The sequence below is a fragment of the Paenibacillus sp. 2003 genome (genome assembly GCF_031455635.1).
GTDB classification, from domain to species: Bacteria; Bacillota; Bacilli; order Paenibacillales; family Paenibacillaceae; genus Paenibacillus; species Paenibacillus amylolyticus_B.
Genome location: NZ_JAVDTB010000003.1, coordinates 203,340 through 223,376, shown reverse-complemented (window position 1 = coordinate 223,376; position 20,037 = coordinate 203,340). Strand labels below are relative to the sequence as shown.

Below are 20,037 nucleotides of genomic sequence, written 5' to 3'. Positions count from 1 at the left end.
GTAATATGTATCACATGGTAAATATGACGCGCAGTGAGCAACATTAGCAACATTCCTCTCTTGTTTTTCGTCTGGAAAATATCAGGGAGGTGATTAGAATACAATTCTTAAATACGATCAGAACATTGACTTCACTGGTATGCCTATCAACTTTGCTGATATTATTCGGCTGTAATCCTACTCCAAGTAACCCTAGAAATATTACCGCAACACCACCAGAAACTAATGTAAAGGAAGCCAAAATGGGATTAAAACAGGTTCAGGAACCGGAGCCAAACTTACCTCAGAATCTACCTACGCCAACTATTCAGAGCGAAAGCGGCATCTCTATTCCTGCTATACAGGGCAGTTATTGCTGGGGAATGTGTGCTGACTATGCAGGGGATATGGAACTGCTGGAAGGTAAAGTACCTGTCTCCGTGTTGGTAGGTGAGAATATATCTATTCATCTGGATACGAATGTACCCCCTGACGAGTTCACTCTGGTTGAATATGTGAATGGGAAGGCACGTCCCATCTCTTTGCGAGAAGGTTCATTCCAGTTGTCACAGGAAAAAGGAACTCATTATTATGGAGCCTTTGCCCGGTGGACATCCCCTCAAAATTCGCAGGTTTCCTTGGGTGATACCTCTTTTGCCTTTGTGATCCGTGGTGTCGAAAAAAAATAAAAACAAACAGGGCCCCTCCAATTTCGGAGAGGCCCTTACGCCTTTTTATCTATTGCTGCACTTTCTCTCTATCTTTCCCTTTATCGGATTCACCCGCGTTTTTGTTGGCAGCATCGCGATCCTGTTTCATTTCTTCCACCGTTTTCACCTTAAGACGTGCTGCACCTTCATATTCCTTCGTTGGAATCAAGTCACCAGCAGCGAGTCTCGCTTCTGCGGCAGTGATAGCATCACCATACTGTGGCAACCACTTGGCCTGTGCAACCAGCATCTCGTCGACCATCTGCCAGATCTCTTTTGGGTTACATACGGCACCCACGAGCGGGTCCATCATGAACGCCTGACGAAGTAATTTGTCGTCTCCGTTCACAGCGGCTTCAACCGCAAGACGTTGCACGGAAATACTCACATTACATACCGCCGCCGGGCCAAGGGGCAGATCCCCTACATGCGGCATGGAGATACCGTTGCGATCCACATATCCCGGTGCCTCAATAATCGCATCATCTGGCAGGTTCGAGATTACTCCATTATTAACGGTATTGAAATGTCCGCGATAGACACGTCCCGTCTCCAGCCCTTCAATAATGTACGAACCGTGCTCCTCACCCCGTTTTTCCGGAAAGAATTGCATCGGTTCATCCTTCATCCAGTTAGGAAAATCAGTCTCGAACCAGTTGCGTCCCTCGGTACATACCCGCAGATAGCCACCTGTCTCTCCATTGATCCAGTTGCCCAGGTCGATCCATTCGTTGATCTCTTCCGGACGTTTGCGGTACCACGGCACATATTCACTCAGGTGACCATTCGATTCCGTACTGTAGTATCCGAAGCGGCGCAGCATATCGATCCGTACTTTTTCGGTACGGCTGTACTCTGGATGTTTCTCAAAAGCTTCGAGCAGATCACCTGTAAGATCTTTACCTTCATGAGAAGCCTGAATATACCAAGTCTGATGGTTGATGCCGGCACAGACAATATCCACTTCACTCTTTTTCAAACCAAAAGCTTCAGCAATCTGATGATGACCATGTTGTACCCCATGACAAAGTCCGATCGTCCGCACACCACCATACTTATTGCAAGCCCATGTGAGCATTGCCATCGGATTGGAATAGTTCAAGAGCAGCACGTCCGGTGCGCTCTGCTCACGAATATCTTTACAGATATCCAACATCTCAGCGATTCCGCGTTGTCCATACATAATGCCACCTGCACACAACGTGTCGCCGACACATTGATCAACCCCATATTTCAGTGGAATATCCACATCGGTTGCAAATGCTTCCAGTCCCCCAACACGAATCGTACACAGTACATACTTCGCATCTTTCAACGCTTCTTTCCGATCCGTTGTCGGTTGAATCGGAATATTCAATCCATTCTCACGGATATCTCGCTGACACAGCTCAGTCACCATGTCCAGATTGTGCTGGTTAATATCGCAGAACGCAATTTCGATGTTGTTAAACTCTGGTACCGTCAGCAAATCCCGCAGCAATCCCCGTGTGAATCCGATACTTCCTGCCCCGATAAACGCCACTTTAAACGACATGTTTATATCCTCCCCTAATCCGAATCTTTCGCTTCGGTTAATGACTCTCTTCATGAAATCATTGTACCAACGGCAAATAGGGAAGCGTTATCAAAATCATGACCTGTTCAAGATCTTGTTGTCAAAAATCCTAACTTATTCATTCGGCGGGTACTGACTGACATGTCGTTCCATAGAGGAGCGAAATTCAACTGGCGTACAGCCTGTATATTTTTTGAACAACATATGAAAATACTGACGACTGCCTACCCCGACATAATCGGATATCTCTGAAATCGGGATATTGGTCTGCTGAAGCAGCATCTTGGCCTTCTCCATGCGAAGCATCGTCAGGTAGTCGGTTGGTGTACGCTGCGTGTGCTGACGGAAAATGCGATGCAAATAACCCGGATGCAGATTGACGGCTGCGGCAATGTCCTTCATCTGAATATTGCGATCCATATTATGATGCATGAATTCAATCGTTCGTTTGACATACAACTCCGCCTGATCTGGCGCACTCCGGTTCATTTCCCCACGCAGACGTGCCACACGGACGATCAACTGGATGAACAACGTACGCACCAACATTCCCTGTTCCGGGGATGACAGATTTCGGGCTTCGCGATGTTGTGCACGGTCCTCTCTGGGAATAACGCCTATTGGGACAGACGATCTTCCCTGCTCCAACAGACCACGCTGATCGAGTTCCAGCACCAGACTTTTCATAATGTGATACACCTCTTCCGGGTCAGGCAGTACCAGATATGGCGAGGCATTAGCCAGCAAAGTGTGGACTTCTTCCTCTTCCTGTACGAGCTGTCGAATGGACAGCTGACCGGCTGTCGATCCGGAGAATCCAAACTCCACATTGAGCATCCGGCAAGGCACGCCATCTTCCACCAGCAAACGGTGCGGGACACCAGCGTCGAGCATAATGAACTGCCCCTTTTTAAGAACAGCCTGTTCCGAACTCCCATCCGGCATCTGCACATCCACCCGGCACATTCCCGAAATAATATACATGATCTCCGTGGAATCATGATTGTGATAGGACATACGGTAGTTGTCCCATTGCTTGTAATAATACGCGTAAAAACGCGGCCCGCAGTCCTCTGTTCGCAATGCCTCCTGATATAGGCTTCCTGTCCAGCGCTCAGTGATACTCATGTGCATACCTCCAGTCCTTCAACGATCAATCCTCACTTTTCTCCATTGTAACAATTCTGTCGGGTGGATATAAACTGTATGTAAAAAAAGCTCTGAAACCTCCATGTGCGGGACACATTGGGATTCCAGAGCTTCCAAGCTTCGATGCCAACTCTTAAAACTAACGACGCTGCGTTACGTTACAGGCTGATCAGGAACACATGTTATGTTGCTATTGCTAGCTATTATTACTCCGGCCTGCTTACTTTCCGCCCTTACCTGGCGTGTAGAACTTAGGCAGCGTTACTTTGGACCAGTCCATATCCGATGCCATGTAGAAGGACGGATAGGAAGGCTGGTTGTATCCACTGTTCTGTCCTGCAATGCCCACGCGATACATCGCGTCATGCATGAGCGTGTACAACTTGCGATCTGTCTTCTCGGTACTCATATAGATGCGGATCGCTGAGCTGTCCGCAGTTCTTACCAGCATCTCTTCTCGCCAATCCCCGAACACATCAGCCACGAGAGCAGGTGTACCTTTGGTGTGATTGTTGGTCAATGTGCCTGTCGCCGTCAGCAACGTGCCACGACTCCAGTCTTTGATGGTTGGTGTAACATCAATCGCACCATCAACGATCTGTGTCGTCATATCGGCAGCCCAACGGATATTCATATTTGTTCCCGGCATCTGATCACTGATTTTCTCACCCTTAGCTGTCCACAAGCCTACAGCCCATGTCTCCAGTCCACGACGAGTCGGATCAACATCCCCCACCATGCCGCGACCGGTATCTTTCCCTGTGTACCCACCATAAATTACTTCTCCGGTCTTCGCATCACGCAGTGAATAGCCGTATGGCGCCCAAGGACCACCCTCGTGAACCATGAATATCTCAAGTCCCGGACGATCCGGGTCGATATCTGCCACATGAAGTGCGTCCCCATGACCCAGACGAGCAATGGTTCCCGGTGCAGCACTCTCGGCAGGCATCAGGTCTGTGGAGCTGTACAGCACGCTGCCGTCATGATCAATCGTAGCGGAGCCATAGATAATCTCCTGTTTGCCGTCTCCATCCACATCCGCCACACTGAAATAGTGCGCTCCCTGGGTTGTTATGGAGCCGTACTCTGGATCTGTGCCATCTACGCCGTGCGGTCCGTCATTAAATGGGTTCTTCATCGGTGTCCAGCCGCTGTCCACTTTCCATTCCTTTTTCAGCTTCTTGCCGTCCCAATTGTAGGCAACCATCGTTGAACGTGTGTAGTATCCGCGTGCAAAGATTGCAGACGGTTTCTTGCCATCCAGATACGCCACGCCTGCCAGAAAACGGTCGACCCGATTGCCCGGTTCAATCCGTGCCATGGCATAATCTCCCCACATCAGGCCGTCATCATGACGTTCAGGTTCATAGGGGATGGTCTCCAGCTCTTTGCCTGATTTACCTTCAAATACCGTAACGTACTCCGGTCCATCCACGATAAAACCTTCAAACTTGCGCAACTCATTTCGGTTGCTGCGTTCTACCGCATATACATCAATGAAGTAGTCGGCCAGGCTCTCGGCATCCTGCTGAGATAATGGGTAGTTATATTTTTTCTCCATTCCAAAAGCCTCTTCCAATGTCGCAGGCCAGTTCCCCTTCACAACCTCATCATGTTTATGCCAATTTCTGAACATATCCACCACGTGATCGTAGTACCCATCAGCACTTAAACGATAATCATCTTCGTTCGAGTACCCTGCCTTGCGATCCTGCTTCGGAAGCGTGATGTACTTCTCGGAGGTCACTTTTCCTTTTTTATTATATTTGATAATCTTCGTGCCCGGAGCAGTCTTAAACATCATCTCGGCTTTGCCATCCCCGTCAAAATCATAAACGAGCATCTGTGTATAGTGAGCACCTGCACGGATGTTAACCCCAAGATCGATTCGGTACAACAACTGTCCATCCAGGGTGTACGCATCAATGTAGGTTTTACCAGTGTATCCTTTTTGCGATACGTCCTTCGCGTTGGAAGGGTCCCATTTGACGAAAAATTCATACTGGCCATCCCCGTCCACATCACCCACGCTCATGTCATTGGCGGAATACGTATAGGCTTCGCCGGCAGGCGTCACGCCATCGGCCGGTTTCTGCAATGGAATATCCACGTAGCCGTTCCCCCAAGGTTTGACGGATGCACTGCGTTTGCTTTCCTTGCCCTTCTTGTTCACCGCTGCCACTTCATAACGGGAATCCGATTTGCCCGTTGCATCTACATAGTTGGTGCTGTCGGTGACAGTAGCAATCTTTTTGCCATCACGATAGACGTTAAAGTCCGTACCTGTCAGCCCTTTGTCGCTATACCCTGTTGCTTCGTCACCAAGCAATCTCCAACTAAGAAAAACACCTTCAGATGTCGAAGCAGCCACCAGACCCCGATCCAGATATTCCAGTTGAATCTCTTTCACGTGACTGCCCCCCTTATGTGATTGCAGGCTGGCCTCCGTCGCCCCATTACCGTTGGAAGCTTCCGCTCCCGTAACGCCAACTGTTCCTCCAATGAGCAAAGCTACGCTAAGTGCCGAAGAGAGCACCTTGGCTGCAAGTGGCATACGAGCCTTCCTGCGACCGGATTGCCGACCTGACACCGATCCCTTATGTACCGGCGCTGTTGTTTCTAAGTTCATCCACCTTCACGCTCCTTGAGACAGAATAGGTGACGCATATACACATTGATGATGATTGGACGTTCGTTAATCCACACAGACCTTCTTCGAAAGAAGGTTTCAACCCATAATGATTACGCTTACAAAATTAAAAAAGAGAAATCAGCTTGCCCGACTACCGGAGTGCGGTCCCCCTTTCATTCTCTTTCCAATCTGAGCGAGGTGATCCCGCCCATCGGGTTCTATTATAGACATCCTGCCTGCCAGACCCTAGGCAAATATCCGTCCAAAACGATCAATAATCAGTGTTTTTAGGAGTCTCATTTAGGAAATAAGTACTTGCAACTCTGAGGGTTATCCGTTCCGGTTACGAATCGTTCTTATGATCAAGAACTTCAATCTAGAATGACTCTTGTAATGCATAGCAAAAACCGCAATCCTCTAACACACGGAGGATTGCGGTTAAGACAATTACCATTAAATTTTAAGGCTCAATGCCCCACACCAGGTTTCCACCTTGGTAGAGTGTTACTTTGTTCCAATCCTGATAGGATGTTTTCGTTGGATCGAAGGAGTAATCATTCGTCTCGTCAAAGTTGGACCAGTCTGTTTTGTACATGCGAAGCTGGATGTCTCCAGTCTGTCCACCAGCCTGAATGTTGCCAGCGCCAGATGTGAAGCTCAGTTCCACATACGAGTCTGTGAAGGTCCGCTGGATATTGGCTCCGCCAACTTGAGCGTAATCAATGGCAGAATCCATTGCAGCCGAGCCTTCTTTGGAAAAGTAGTATCTGATTTTCAGATCACTCAGATTCACAGCAGTACTACCCAGATTTTTGATGTTGAAATACGGTTTGATCTGGCTATCCTGAGCATTGGTATCTCCAGCACGATATTGCACGACAAGATCACTCGTTGGAACAACGACACTTTGAGGTGTCGCGGAAGCTACAGCAGAATTGGCACTTTGCCCTGCTGCATTCACTGCACTTACCACATAATGATACGTTGTGCCGTTCGTCAGGGAAGTGTTGGTGTAGGACGTACCGCTCACATTCGCCGCGATTGTTGTGAACGGACCTGTTGCACTCAGTGCGCGTTTCACATCATAACTTGTTGCACCTGTAGAAGCGGTCCACGTCAGGCTCACCTGCGCATTGCCTGCAGTTGCTGTAAGAGCAGTCGGTGCAGCTGGCGCCGTTACACCTGCAACCGGTGTAGCTATTGCTGTTGCAGAGTTAACACTTTCACCTACTGCATTTGTTGCCGTTACCACATAATAATAGGTTGTACCATTGATCAGGCCGGTGTTGCTGTAAGATGTTCCACTTACATTAGCTGCAATCGTTGTGAATGGACCTGAAGCACTCAGTGCCCGCTTCACGCTATAACTTGTAGCCCCTGTAGAAGCAGTCCACGTCAAGGAGACTTGAGCGTTACCGGCAGAAGCCGTCAATGCTGCTGGTGCTGCCGGAGCTGTTGTTCCCCCCGGAGGATTGCCTCCACCGTTACTTGCAGGAAGTACAGGGAATGCGTTTTTCACCAGTGCCACGAATTGATCATGGAACCAGTGACCCGATACCGGAGCATTAGGCAACGCACCTGTTAATACACCATCCCGAGTTGTGAAGGTTGGATCACACATCCGGTCGAAACCTTTGCCTTCGTTATTCGGAATTTCAGAGCTGGAGCCATCAGATTCACCCGGAGGTTTCACCCATACATAAGCATCCAGATGCGCTGGTCCTGGTGCAGCCTTAGGTGCTTCACCAATGCCTGCACCACTGGCATTACACCAGTTCCCCCGATGCTCCCGGCGATCTACACGTCCGGAATTCACATAGTCATTGATGTTGCTGCCCGTAGCAGATGCTGGACGGTCTACCCCGCCCCACCCATTCCGGCTAGTATCAATGAGGAAACCTGTGCTGCTTGGCCAGCCAGCTTGTACGAAATCGGCATACAGCGCAGCGGTGAAATCGGTTTCGTCAAAATAAGGATTCCACTCATAAAACTTGGCAGATTTAATCGGTTGTCCACCAATATTGAGATCAGGGTTAGACAGGTTCGGCTCCCCCAGCGGTGTAGTGTTTGCTGTATTTGTAATGAAGCCATCTGCACTGCTCAGACCTGCGGCTGTTCCTTGCACAACACTTGTATACAGCGCTACTGCTGCAGAACGGTTGTTATCCCATCCGAGCCAGCCGGAGTGGCCGATATCCAGATAGTTGTACACATTCGGAATGGCGTGCAGCTTGTCCAATGCATACTTCACACCCGCCTCATAGATACCTGTTGAGCTGGCTTGACCACAAGCTGGTGTACTCAGGTTGGTCACAAGGTTAGGCAGACTGTCCGGTTCAATGACGGCAATAATGCGAATGTCCTGATACTTCGGATCTGCGAAGATATCTGCAAGCACATCAATATAATCCGTTTTATAGGTCTGCAGTGCTGCCTGTGTTAGTGGAAGTTCACCATTCGATGCGAGTGCATGACAATCCCGTCCGGGCAGATTGTAAATAACAAATGAAGCGGTTATCGGTGTACCCGGCTTCTTTTGAGCGAGAACGGCATCAAGATGTTGCTCTACACTTTTGCGACCAGCGTTGTCCGTGCCGCCATAGATTGCAGCAATCCGGTCAACCCATACTGCGGTTGGATACGATTTGACAGTCTCCATCTTGGCCTTCAACGAAGCATCGTTGGTCAGTGCAATGGACGTATCCACGAGAGCTGAATAGTCCTGATTCAGATAGGCCGTTGCCCCTACAAATGGATTATCCACATGTGCTTCAGCCGCCTGAGTCAAGCCTGGAGACAATCCAGGGAAAATCCCCGCAGCGAGCAGCGTTGCTGCCAGCATTTGTTTTACACCTTTGCGCAGGATCTTCTTACCTCTCGATTTGGTTTTCAATTTAGTCTTCATAGTTCCACCTTTCCTTTAGTTAGATTGGGTTGTACTCATGTCTGATCCTCTGTGTCATTATGATGCTTAGCACGAAGAGAACGTTCGGATGAGTTGGTTGTATCACCTCCAAAAGAATTGGTTGTATAACTGGAATCTTGAGCAAACAAATGGTGTGTGAGGGCGAATCATGTGAATGAGTATAATATGGTGGGTGTGGTTGAACGTGTGTTAGACATGAAGAAGTGTGAATAATGACCTACGGGATGTCTGAATCCTAAATTCGGTAAGCGCTTTCTTCAAACAGTTAAAAAAAAAGGTCTTCGCCTATCCATCTACAAACATGATGTTCGGTTTCACCTCCTTATGTTCTAATTATACGACATGTAAATATTACTGTAAATTGAATTATATAAATTTAATTATATTTTTTTCCATAATCCAGGCAGGAATCTGGACTTCCCTTGCTCCAAACGACACAAAAGGTTCATCATGGCTATATGCCACAATGAACCTCGTGTTTTTCAAGGTCGAATCAACCCTTCGTCTAGATAATCATTACATATAATGCCTTGTTCTTAAATTCCTACGTCTAGGGCAAAACGACAATGTCTCCTGGTTTCAAGCCACTAACCACTTCCGTCTTGTCCCCCGATTCCATTCCAGCCTGGATGGTCAGCGGCTCTGTCTGTCCATTCCCTTTGTCTAACAGTACGTAAGGCTCGGTCTGATCCCGCATGATCGCGAGGCTGGACACTACCGTCACTTTATCCTTCCGCATCGTCTCGATATCGCCTTCCAGACTCACGCCTCCATACATTCTGGCATCCGGCTTCAGATCAATGACCACGTCAAACTGGGATGCTTGCTTGAGGTCCGTATCCGTACTCTTGCGGGCGAATTTGGATACCTTGCTCACCTTCCCCGTGAATTGCAGGTCTTTCTGTGCTGTCATTCGCACCTTAACTGGCATTCCCACCTTGAGCCTGAACATTTCTTCCTCACCAACAATCGTCATAAATTTCAGTTTGCTGATATTTGTAATGGACCCGATCAGCTGTCCTTCCGTCACCGCACGTGTCTTGCTGTCCTCTTCATTCATCTGAAATATACCGGAAGCGGAAGCATACACAACAGACTTACTTATTACTGCCTGCTTTTTCTGTATCTCCTTCTCCTTGAGGACCAGCGCTTTTTGATTCAATTCATTCGTCAGGCGTTTACCTTCCCGATCTGCAAATGCCTTCTTGCGCTCCTCTTCCGTCACGCCAAGCGTCTCACTCATATTCGCCTGATCCAGGCTAACCTGATTCATCTTATTTTCTAGCTGGGCTTTCTCCAGATCACTCTGCAACTGTTCTACTTCCGTTTGTAACGTGGAAGTATCGAGGGTAAAAAGGATATCGCCTTTGCTCACCTGCTCACCACTTTTCACGTGCCACTGCTTGATGTTGGAAGCATACGGAGCGAAAATATCCGTCTGATCGGTGTATACGGATTTCCCTTTCACCTGTATCGTTTGTGTCATCGTTTCCTGTGTCACATCAAAGGTAATCGGGGGCGGAATCTCTATAGGTACCTCCGGTTTTGGCTTGTACTTTTCATACAACCAGTACCCTGCACCTGCCAAAAGTACAACGGTGATGATGATTTTAATCCATTTCTTCATGTGCCCAATTTCCCTTTCGCTGATAAAATTACATTGATTTGATCACAGTTAATGCATTGGTTCGGGATGCGCTGATTGCCGGATATATACCCGATACAATGCCAACCAGAACAGCAAACACGATGCCCAGTGGCAGAGCCGACTGCTGAATAACGACGGTCATCGGACCATTCATCTGATCTGCCATCTGACTCGCCAGCAGACTATTCACCCCGCCGAGGGCAGCAAAGGCAATCCCCACACCAGCCACGCCGCCCATTAATCCAAGCATCGCTGCTTCCGTAATAAACATCTGTCGGATCTGCCACAGATTTGCGCCCAGTACCTTCATCACACCAATCTGTTTACGACGCTGATGCGTAGACATAATCATCGCTACAATAATGGATAATGAGGCCAGCAGCATGATAAAACCACCGATTCCCAATGCCGCTTTTTGGTACATCGCCAATTGACCTGCCATCGCTTCCTCCTGGAACAGATTACTCTGTGTGTTTAACGTCAGCTTTTTAATCTGTTCTTCCACCTGGGATACATAACGTTTGTCCTCAACCTTGACCAGAGCCGAGTTAAGATGCTTGGCCGAACTATTGTCTGCCTGTTGCAATCCAAGCTCATCCTGCAATGCACGAGCTGTATCGAGCGGCAGATATACTTTTTTATCGTTTTGAGCGCTCATCTCATCCATGTTGGAAGGCTTCTTCAACTCTCCAGACACGCGTATAGAGCCGCTCATTCTGGTTTTGCCCGCATTCACAAAGTCTTCATATCGAAACTGAACATGCTGCTGGACGAGCTGATCCTGCTTCGATGCAATCGTCATATACTCTTCCAAAAGCGCATTGTTATATGGATCAGCATTCAACTGCTCGAATAACTTCTGAGTTACTTTGGGATCTACGAGTCCGAATGCGGTCCCATAACTGGTTACCGCCATACGACCATCTGCACCACGTCCCTCAGCATACTTGTATCCAAACCCGCCCAGGGTCTCCAGCTGGGTACCAATGACCTCAACATACGTGCTGCGACCATCCGGAAGCACCATTTCCAGCGAATCCAGCTTTAACATGGGAGCCACGGCAACAACATGAGGAAGTCTTTGGATAATCTGAATCTTTTCCAACGTCAAAGCTCCCCGTTCAAACTTCGATGTCTGACCATTCCCCTTGCCGTTCCCCGTACGTATGCCTTCATTGGGTGTAATCGTGATTTCATCCATCTTGTAATTGTCGTTCAATGTTTTCTCGCTATAGGTCTGTACGGACTGCCCTACGCTAAGTGCAATAATCATGGCGGCAGAGCCGATGGACAGCCCCATCATACACAGCAGTGTGACCATTTTTCTGCGAATGATCTGTCCCCAGGCCATACGTGCTACATCCCGTATTCTCACATTTCCTCTCCCTTTGCCTCAAACTTCCCTTACAGCCTCTTCGACCAGTATTCCATGTTGCAGGGTAAGCACAACTTGCATCTGCTCCGCGACCTCTGCTTCATGTGTCACAATGACAAAGGTTGTATTCATATCCCGGTTAAGCTGCTGCAAAATCGCAATAATCTCTTCCTCCGTCTCGGTATCCAGATTCCCGGTAGGCTCATCTGCAAAGATCACCGAGGGTTCGGTAATGAGCGAACGTGCAATACTGACACGTTGTTGTTGACCGCCCGACAACTGGGACGGAAACAAGCTTGCTTTTTCACCCAGTCCAACCTGTTCCAACAGCTTCAATGCTTTTGCTTTGCGTTTCGAAGGGCTTATCCCCATGAACACCAAGGGTAACTCTACATTTTCCCGGATCGTAAGATTGGACAGCAGCTCATAGGATTGGAAAATAAACCCGATATGACTGCGCCTGAACTCAGCCAGGCGATTTTCACTGAAACGTACAATATCTTGTCCCGCAATCCAAATCTTGCCCTGATCCGGTTTCATCAGCCCCGCCATCAGATTCAGCAGTGTGGATTTACCCGAACCAGAACTGCCCAACAGGGCTACCATCTTGCCTTCTTCAATCGTCAGGTTGATATCCTGAAGCACCGGCACGGTTCCCTGGCCATTGCGGAACGAGTGGGATAATTGTTCAACTTGAAGCATTGCTACATTTCTTCCTTTCTACTTGCTAAATATGTACAGAGGTTGTTCAAAAAGATTCGCGTAGCACATTCCCTTTTCATTATAGGGTGGAGATGTATCTGGACTGGCCGGAGTTGTATCCAACTTGTAACATGTCATAACAAAAAGACCTTGTCCGCAGAGCAGCTATCGCTCCATCAGACCAAGGTCTTATATTCGTATACCTTCCACAGCTTACCAAGCTCTGAAACTAAAGCGGTACATTTCACTTTTATCCACTGAGCTGCTTACAGCAAATAATTCATCGTCATTCCATTTCAGACTGATGAAGTTATCAATATTGCGATAGATCACCGTATCGGACGAAATCTTGCTGTCATTCAGGTAGGCAACATGTAACTCATTCTTTTGATTCTGACTGTCCATCGGGAAAAAGTAAGCTATTCGCGATTCATCTGCATCCAGATCGAAGCTCCAGATCGAACCTTGTAATAACAGGTCATACTGCCCCTCTGCTGCGTGATATCGATACAGCCCCTGTACCTTATTCATCGTTCCCTGGATGAGCATGTCACCATTTTTCAGCAACTTGTACTGTTGGATGTCTTCCATGGCAGCATACGCCTTCACTTCATGCTCATCCTCAAGCGATACACGATAGATGGCATACTTGTCTTTCAGCATCACCAGTATATAAAACTGCTTGTGATCCCCACTGACCTGCAACACATCCATAACGATAAACGTATCACTCGAACCTTTCCCTTGTCTTGGTCCTGTGAACATGCTCATCAGCTCTTCATACGTGTAGATGACATGACTCGTCCCCTGGCTCAGATCAACTTGTTTAAATAACAGATCATCCTGACCGATGTAGGAGTTGTCCCCTACAAACACTCGATAATACGAGTTATCGTACGGAAGCTTGCGACGTTCCCCGCTCTGTATCATATACTCATACGTTGTCTTCTGCGTCTGACCTGCCCGATACTGGGAGTAAATGATTTTCTTGTGATCCGGGCTGATCGTTACACCGTAATCCGTATTAGCCGCAATGTTCTTCACTTCCTTATCATCCAGACGCAGGAGAGACAGCTTGAGCCCCGAATAGGAAAATTCCGGTTGATTAAATATAATCGTATTCCGGTCTAACACTTCAAAATCAAAGATCGCAAAGTCATTTGGAATCTTGGTAGCCGACTCGATCTGAATCGTACTGCTCGGTGGTGGTGCCAAACGGCTGTTGAACTGCTCACTTGGCAAAATCACCGTTCTTGGTTTGAGATTTCCGAGACTGAACAGGCTCCCAATCCCAAAAATTCCGCTGACAAATGCGATCAACAACCCTGACAGCATCAATCTGTCACGGTTTTTACGCCAAAATCCAGGATGTCTCATGCGTTCATTTCCCCCGGAAGACTGATATTCACTTGTGTCCCTTCCCGCATGATGCTCTTCATCTCCACTGTTCCTCCATGACGCTCAACGATGTTCTTCACAATAGACAAACCCAGCCCGGCACTGCCTTTCTCGGCCCTGTTGATTCCTTTATCCTGGTAAAAGGGTTCAAATACATGTTGGAGCGCTTCAGCACCGATTCCTTCCCCCTGATCACGGATCACAATAGCAATAGAATCACCTAACCGGAAGGATTGTACTTCGATAATGGAGTTCACATCACTATATTTGACCGAATTATCCAGGATGTTGAGGAAGACCTCTTTCAGCTTGTCCCGATCTCCCTGTAAATACTGATGTTCCTCCAGCTCATAGTGAATGCCTATATTGTACTTGCTCGCCTTAATCGACATGTCCTCACAAGCCTCACGAATAATATCTGATATATCGATACGTTCGAACCGGTACGCCTGAATGACCGCAGAGGAGACCGAGACCTCCAGAATATCCGCAACCATCGTGTTGAGACGCTGGCTTTCCTTGATGATATAATTCATGCCCTTGTCGAAAAAGTCCTGGTCGGTAAATCCGTTATCCCGTAAAATCTGGGCGTATCCCAGAATCGTTGTTAAGGGTGTCTTCAATTCATGCGTCACATTATCAAAAAAAACTTTGCTTCGCGCCTGTACTTGCTTCACTTCGTCCCGCTCTCGCTCAATCACATCAATCTGCTCCCGTACCCGATCAATCATGACGGTGAAGCTTGAAGCCAATTCACCGATTTCATCCTTGGTTGTAATCTGAATGTCCGCATTCAAACTTCCATGGGCCACTTCCGCAGAACGTTTCGTCAGTACACGGATGGGTTGTGTAATTTTCCGGGAAATAAAGATGGATGCGATAAATACAAATACGAAAATAACCGCTGCAAACAGCTTGATCGTATTCTGGAACCGGAGATTGCGTTTGTACAAGTCGGTGTAATCCTTCTCCAACTGCACAATTCCAATCAATTGTTGATCCATCTGAAGCGGGAAGGACAGACTGGAGGTGACCCGACCTTTATCCACAACTGTGGTATAAGCGATCCGGGATTGTATGGCTTCCTCCACATCAGGATGGTCAGAGCGCTTAGCAACGTTAACCTTGCTACCAGCAGATCCGTAGGGCGAAGCATCGGGACGGTATACCGTAATCTCCCCACCAACGGCTGATCCAATCTGCTCCGCGAGCTCGCGACTTCCTGCTTCGAGCGAGTCTCTGCTCATGCGTTTGTTATGAATCAAGAAGTACTGATTCAGCGCGATATCCAGATTTCTTTTGGATTGCACCATATCCTCATGCACTTCCCGGTACATATTCTCCTGGGCTACCTTATTGGACAGAATCAGCAGGACGGAGAATCCGATAAATACAATGACCGAGAATAGCACCACCATTTTGAACTGGATCGTCCACTTCATGTCTGTACCTGAATATTCAGCTTGTACCCCACACCGAAAACCGTTTCAATCATCGAAATGCCTTGCACACCACTATCCAGTTTCTTGCGAATCCGTTGCACATGAATGTCCACCGTTCGGGTATCCCCTGCAAAATCAAATCCCCATACCTTGTCCAGCAGTTCAGAACGTGTATGAACCTTACGATGATGGGTCACGAGAAATAACAACAGATCATATTCTTTATTCGTGAGTCCTGCCCGTTCCCCGTCTTTCCACACTTCCCGTTCATCCTTGCGGATCTCAATATGCTTGCCTAGCCTTACCACCTCATAGGACTGATTCTCCAGTGTCTCGCTGATCAGATCAATCCGACGAAAAATCGCCCGAATGCGCGCAACCACCTCACGGATATCAAAAGGCTTCGTGATATAATCATCCGCCCCAAGCTCCATGCCAAGTACCTTGTCCAGCATGTCCGACTTTGCAGTGATCATGATGACGGGGATCTTGGAGTTCACAGATAGTTGCCTGCACACATCAAAACCGCTCATATCTGGCAGCATCAGATCCAGCAGGATCAGATCCGGCTTCGAATCCCGAAGCAGATCCAGGCCCTCTTTTCCCGTAGCTGCTTCCTTGATCTCAAATCCTTCCTTACGTAACGAATAGGACAAAATATCGCGAATGGACTCCTCGTCCTCAATAATTAAAATCTCTTTTTGTCTCATGATACTTTCGTAATCTCCCTGCTCTATGAATTTCCTTCATCTGCCTATATTTTGTATCCCAAGCCGTATGCTTGAATAGAGGGAAGCACGAAATGTTACAACTCCGATACAACTCTGAACCTTTTGGAAACAACCTCCCGATATACTTGGATCATAAGAGACTCATACCAGACCGGACCCAAGCCTGATCTGTATCCAAGGGGGATTCACATCATATGAACAGCACACAAATTAATGATGCTTATGTCAACTATAAATCAGAAATCACAAGGTATCTATCCCATATTGTCAAACAACCGCAAGACGCAGAAGATCTGGCACAGGATTGTTTCATTCGACTAATGAACGTTACCGTGGATATCCCTGAAGATCGCATTCTCTATTATCTCAAACGCATTGCCCGTAACCTGGCGATGGACAGCTTCCGCAGGCGGACCCGTACACTCAGACGAGACAGTCGTCTGGAGGTGCCTACCCATCACGTCGATACATCCCACCTTGAAATTAGCGAAGGTGTTCATGATCTTGTCTCCCATATTAACAACACCGAACATCGTAAAATATTAGAACTTCGCCTCATCCACGGATACTCCATTAAGGAAACGGCAGAACTGGTGAATCGCAGTGAAGGCATGATTAAATCCTCTGTCTTCCATGCCGTCAATCGAATTCGGGCCAAAGTCATCTCATAAGAGATGGCTTTTTTTATGCCGAAATCAATATACGAGGGTAGATTGGATAAATAAAGACCGGATCGAATTATCTTTGGATATGTCAAAAGACCCAATTTTACAAATATCGAGTTAATTTTTACAAATTGTTATGACTATGTGAGATTTTCATGTGGTAGAATATGGACGAACTCATGAATCAACTAATATTTGGGAGGGATTTGGTTGGGTAAATTAACAGGTATGCGAGGAGTATTTCTAAAATCACTCCTGGCATTGTCCATGGCTTTGCCGCTTCAGATCGGATTATGGAACGGAGATGCATCGGTTCATGCGGAAGGACCGACAGACCCGGCACCGTTCATCCAGGCAAAGGTTGTGAACCAAAATGCAGGTAAGAAAGTATTATTCGACAACTCTCACGGCCAAACGGCTGGAGCTGCAGACTGGGTCATTGATGGAGGTTTCTCCGACTTCGGGAATGCACTCGCGAATGATGGTTACTATGTCAAAGAACTTCGCAAGACAACTCCATTTACCTATGATGATCTGAAAGAGTATAACGTATTCGTTATTGCAGAGCCTCAAATTCCTTTCAAAACATCCGAACAAGCAGCACTGAAACAATATGTTGAAACGGGTGGCAGCATCTTCTTTGTGGGAGATCACTATAATGCAGACCGTAACAAAAACCGCTGGGATGGCTCTGAAGTCATCAACGGCTATCGTCGGGGAGCATTCGAAGATCCGGCCAAAGGCATGAGCACAGATGAGCGTAATTCTGAAGCGATGCAAAATATAACCAGTTCGGACTGGTTGTCCGATAACTTCGGCGTACGATTCCGCTATAACGCACTTGGCGATATCAACGCCAATATCGTAGTACCGGCAGATCAAGCCTTCGGCATCACAGAAGGGGTGTCGGGTGTAGCCATGCACGCAGGTTCAACCCTCGCAATCACTGATCCGGAAAAGGCAAAAGGTATTGTGTACTTGCCAAAAACCAACGCAAAATGGAATAACGCGGTAGACCAAGGTGTCTACAACGGTGGCGGGATCGAAGAAGGTCCTTATGTGGCTGTATCCAAGCTGGGCGCAGGTAAAGCTGCCTTCATCGGTGACTCCTCTCCAGTAGAAGATGCATCACCAAAATACTTGCGTGAAGAGACAGGCACACGCAAAACGACTTATGATGGTTTTAAAGAAGCCGATGATGCCGTGTTGCTCGTGAACACCGTAAACTGGCTCGCTACACAAGAGAACTACACAAGCCTAACTGAAGTGAACGGACTTGAACTGGACACAGCTACAGCGCTGTTGCCATTCGAAGAGCCGGCTGCTTCCACAGAACCACAGGCTGAACCTTGGTCTGCACCTGCTGCCGGATATAAGTGGTACGATCGTTCCACGTTCAAGGCTGGTTCTTACGGTGGACCTGCATCCAGCGCAAACGCTGCTTACAGCTTCGTGAAACAGGATACACTTCCAAACGCAGAAGACTTCCAGATTCGTGTCGTTGTGGAGAACATGGCTCCAAACACAACCGTATCCGGTTATAGTGCCGGCATCTATCTGACTGGCGGAACACAGGTAGCCATGATACAGAATGAAAGTGGTACTTGGCCGACTTCGTACGGCTATAGCTCCACATTCAGTGTAACCTCGGACAGCCAAGGTCGTGGGATCAAAGATCTGAACGTCCGTATCAAACCAGGTACAACTGGCGCTGCGAGCTTGCGTCTGCGTCTGAATGGCAGCAACCTGATCACCAATGCCGTGACTATTGGCAATGTGCCAGCAGAACAGCTTCCGGAAGAAGAAGGACCGATTCCAGCAGCTATCACAGTTGCTGAAGCACGTACCAAAGCCGTTGGCACTACCGTAACTATCGAAGGTGTTGTGACGACAGAGCCGGGTGCGTTTGGTGGACAAGCCTTCTATCTTCAAGATGAAACTGCTGGAATCTACGTATTCCAGCATACTAGCGGCTTCCATGCAGGTGACAAGGTGAAAGTAACGGCAGCAACAACCATCTATAACAGCGAGTTCGAGCTTACCGATATCATTGCGATTGAGAAAACAGGTGCGGCTTCCGTACCTGCTCCAATCGAAGTTACAGCAATTACAGATGCGAACCAAGGTCAACTGGTTCAATTGAAAAATGTAACGATCGAGAATATCATCAGTGCTACACCAGTTGGATCATTTGAATTCGATGCCGTAGCAGCAGACGGAACAAGCACACATATCCGTGTAGATACCCGTACAGGTGTGACGGAGACTTCCTTCCCTTATGCTGCTGGTGACAATATCGATATCACAGGCATTTCCGCTATTTTCAAAGACGTATATCAATTGAAACCTAGAAGCTTGAATGATTTTGTACCTGCTGAAGAGCAAGGTGGCGGCGAAGTGCCTTCCACTCCAGCTGCAGGAGCACCGGGTAAACCGGTGCTTTCTTCTGATAATGGATATACCACTGGCCTGTTCGAAGGTTCGTATAACGTAAGCATGAACCTCTGGTGGGGCGAAAACGGTTCTGAGTACAAACTGTATGAGAACGGCGTTCTGATCGATACGCAGAAGTTGACTGCGGCTTCACCATCGGCTCAATCCTCCAAAACAGCTATTACAAGTAAAGCAAACGGCACGTATACCTACGTAGCCGAGTTGACCAATGACAAAGGCACAACACGCAGTGACGTGCTGACGGTACAAGTAACCAATGCTGCTCCAGGCAAAGCTACGTTGTCCCAAAACAACTGGGATGGTGATGGCAACTATAACGTATCCATGAACCTCTGGTGGGGTACAAACGCAACCGAATACCGTCTCTATGAGAATGATGTATTGATTGATACACAAGCGTTGAACGCAGCAACACCAGCTTCTCAAAGTGCTACAACTGAATTGTCGGGTCGCGCTAACGGAACGTATACGTACCGTGCTGAGCTGATCAACGCCGCAGGCGTAACCAGCACCGAGACAGTTACGGTACAAGTAACCAAAGCGTTGCCTTTGGCTAGCTAAGTCTCAGTAAAGAAGCCTGACGTTTAACCAAGTAACTAAAAAACCGAAACCAACATCGCCTGATTCACAGGGCAAATTGGTTTCGGTTTTTTGGTAATAGTATAAGC

The 20,037-nt window shown here is 47.7% G+C and carries 13 protein-coding genes; 3 read left to right on the top strand and 10 right to left on the bottom strand.

The window, feature by feature from the left end:
- The first annotated feature begins 242 nt into the window (after positions 1–242).
- On the top strand, positions 243–668 hold the full coding sequence (locus tag J2X75_RS16480; protein ID WP_310337949.1) for a hypothetical protein: 426 nt from the start codon (positions 243–245) through the stop codon (positions 666–668).
- Between the two features lie 49 nt (positions 669–717).
- Here the strand turns inward: J2X75_RS16480 and melA are convergent, their stop codons facing one another.
- From melA to J2X75_RS16430, 10 genes are all read right to left on the bottom strand, one after another.
- Entirely contained in the window at positions 718–2,223 is a 1,506-nt protein-coding gene (melA, locus tag J2X75_RS16475) for an alpha-glucosidase/alpha-galactosidase (protein WP_310337947.1), read from the bottom strand.
- 135 nt (positions 2,224–2,358) lie between these two features.
- On the bottom strand, positions 2,359–3,372 hold the full coding sequence (locus J2X75_RS16470) for an AraC family transcriptional regulator (RefSeq protein ID WP_310337946.1): 1,014 nt from the start codon (positions 3,370–3,372) through the stop codon (positions 2,359–2,361).
- A gap of 241 nt (positions 3,373–3,613) precedes the next feature.
- Positions 3,614–5,950 carry a rhamnogalacturonan lyase gene (locus J2X75_RS16465; protein ID WP_310338511.1) on the bottom strand — a complete coding sequence of 779 codons (2,337 nt, stop codon included), beginning with the start codon at positions 5,948–5,950 and terminating at the stop codon, positions 3,614–3,616.
- A 538-nt stretch (positions 5,951–6,488) separates the two neighbouring features.
- Positions 6,489–8,933 carry a glycoside hydrolase family 6 protein gene (locus tag J2X75_RS16460; RefSeq protein WP_310337945.1) on the bottom strand — a complete coding sequence of 815 codons (2,445 nt, stop codon included), beginning with the start codon at positions 8,931–8,933 and terminating at the stop codon, positions 6,489–6,491.
- A gap of 571 nt (positions 8,934–9,504) precedes the next feature.
- Positions 9,505–10,581, bottom strand: coding sequence for an efflux RND transporter periplasmic adaptor subunit (locus tag J2X75_RS16455; protein ID WP_310337943.1), 1,077 nt, complete (start codon positions 10,579–10,581; stop codon positions 9,505–9,507).
- Positions 10,582–10,609: 28 nt separating this feature from the next.
- The gene (locus J2X75_RS16450; RefSeq protein WP_310337942.1) at positions 10,610–11,977 is read right to left on the bottom strand and encodes an ABC transporter permease; all 1,368 of its coding nucleotides are present in this window, start codon (positions 11,975–11,977) and stop codon (positions 10,610–10,612) included.
- A gap of 18 nt (positions 11,978–11,995) precedes the next feature.
- Positions 11,996–12,679 carry an ABC transporter ATP-binding protein gene (locus J2X75_RS16445; protein ID WP_310337940.1) on the bottom strand — a complete coding sequence of 228 codons (684 nt, stop codon included), beginning with the start codon at positions 12,677–12,679 and terminating at the stop codon, positions 11,996–11,998.
- A 213-nt stretch (positions 12,680–12,892) separates the two neighbouring features.
- Entirely contained in the window at positions 12,893–14,056 is a 1,164-nt protein-coding gene (locus J2X75_RS16440) for a hypothetical protein (RefSeq protein ID WP_310337938.1), read from the bottom strand.
- On the bottom strand, positions 14,053–15,519 hold the full coding sequence (locus J2X75_RS16435) for a sensor histidine kinase (RefSeq protein ID WP_091015776.1): 1,467 nt from the start codon (positions 15,517–15,519) through the stop codon (positions 14,053–14,055). Before J2X75_RS16435 ends, J2X75_RS16440 begins: the two co-directional genes overlap by 4 nt.
- The gene (locus tag J2X75_RS16430; protein ID WP_036606313.1) at positions 15,516–16,229 is read right to left on the bottom strand and encodes a response regulator transcription factor; all 714 of its coding nucleotides are present in this window, start codon (positions 16,227–16,229) and stop codon (positions 15,516–15,518) included. Before J2X75_RS16430 ends, J2X75_RS16435 begins: the two co-directional genes overlap by 4 nt.
- A 215-nt stretch (positions 16,230–16,444) precedes the next feature.
- Here J2X75_RS16430 and J2X75_RS16425 point away from each other — a divergent pair, with 215 nt between their 5' ends.
- Together J2X75_RS16425 and J2X75_RS16420 are read left to right on the top strand one after the other, a co-directional pair.
- Positions 16,445–16,921 (top strand): RNA polymerase sigma factor, encoded by a 477-nt coding sequence (locus J2X75_RS16425; RefSeq protein WP_076253376.1) that lies wholly within the window; start codon positions 16,445–16,447, stop codon positions 16,919–16,921.
- A gap of 222 nt (positions 16,922–17,143) precedes the next feature.
- Positions 17,144–19,930 carry a DUF5689 domain-containing protein gene (locus J2X75_RS16420; RefSeq protein ID WP_397383875.1) on the top strand — a complete coding sequence of 929 codons (2,787 nt, stop codon included), beginning with the start codon at positions 17,144–17,146 and terminating at the stop codon, positions 19,928–19,930.
- Positions 19,931–20,037: the final 107 nt, after the last annotated feature.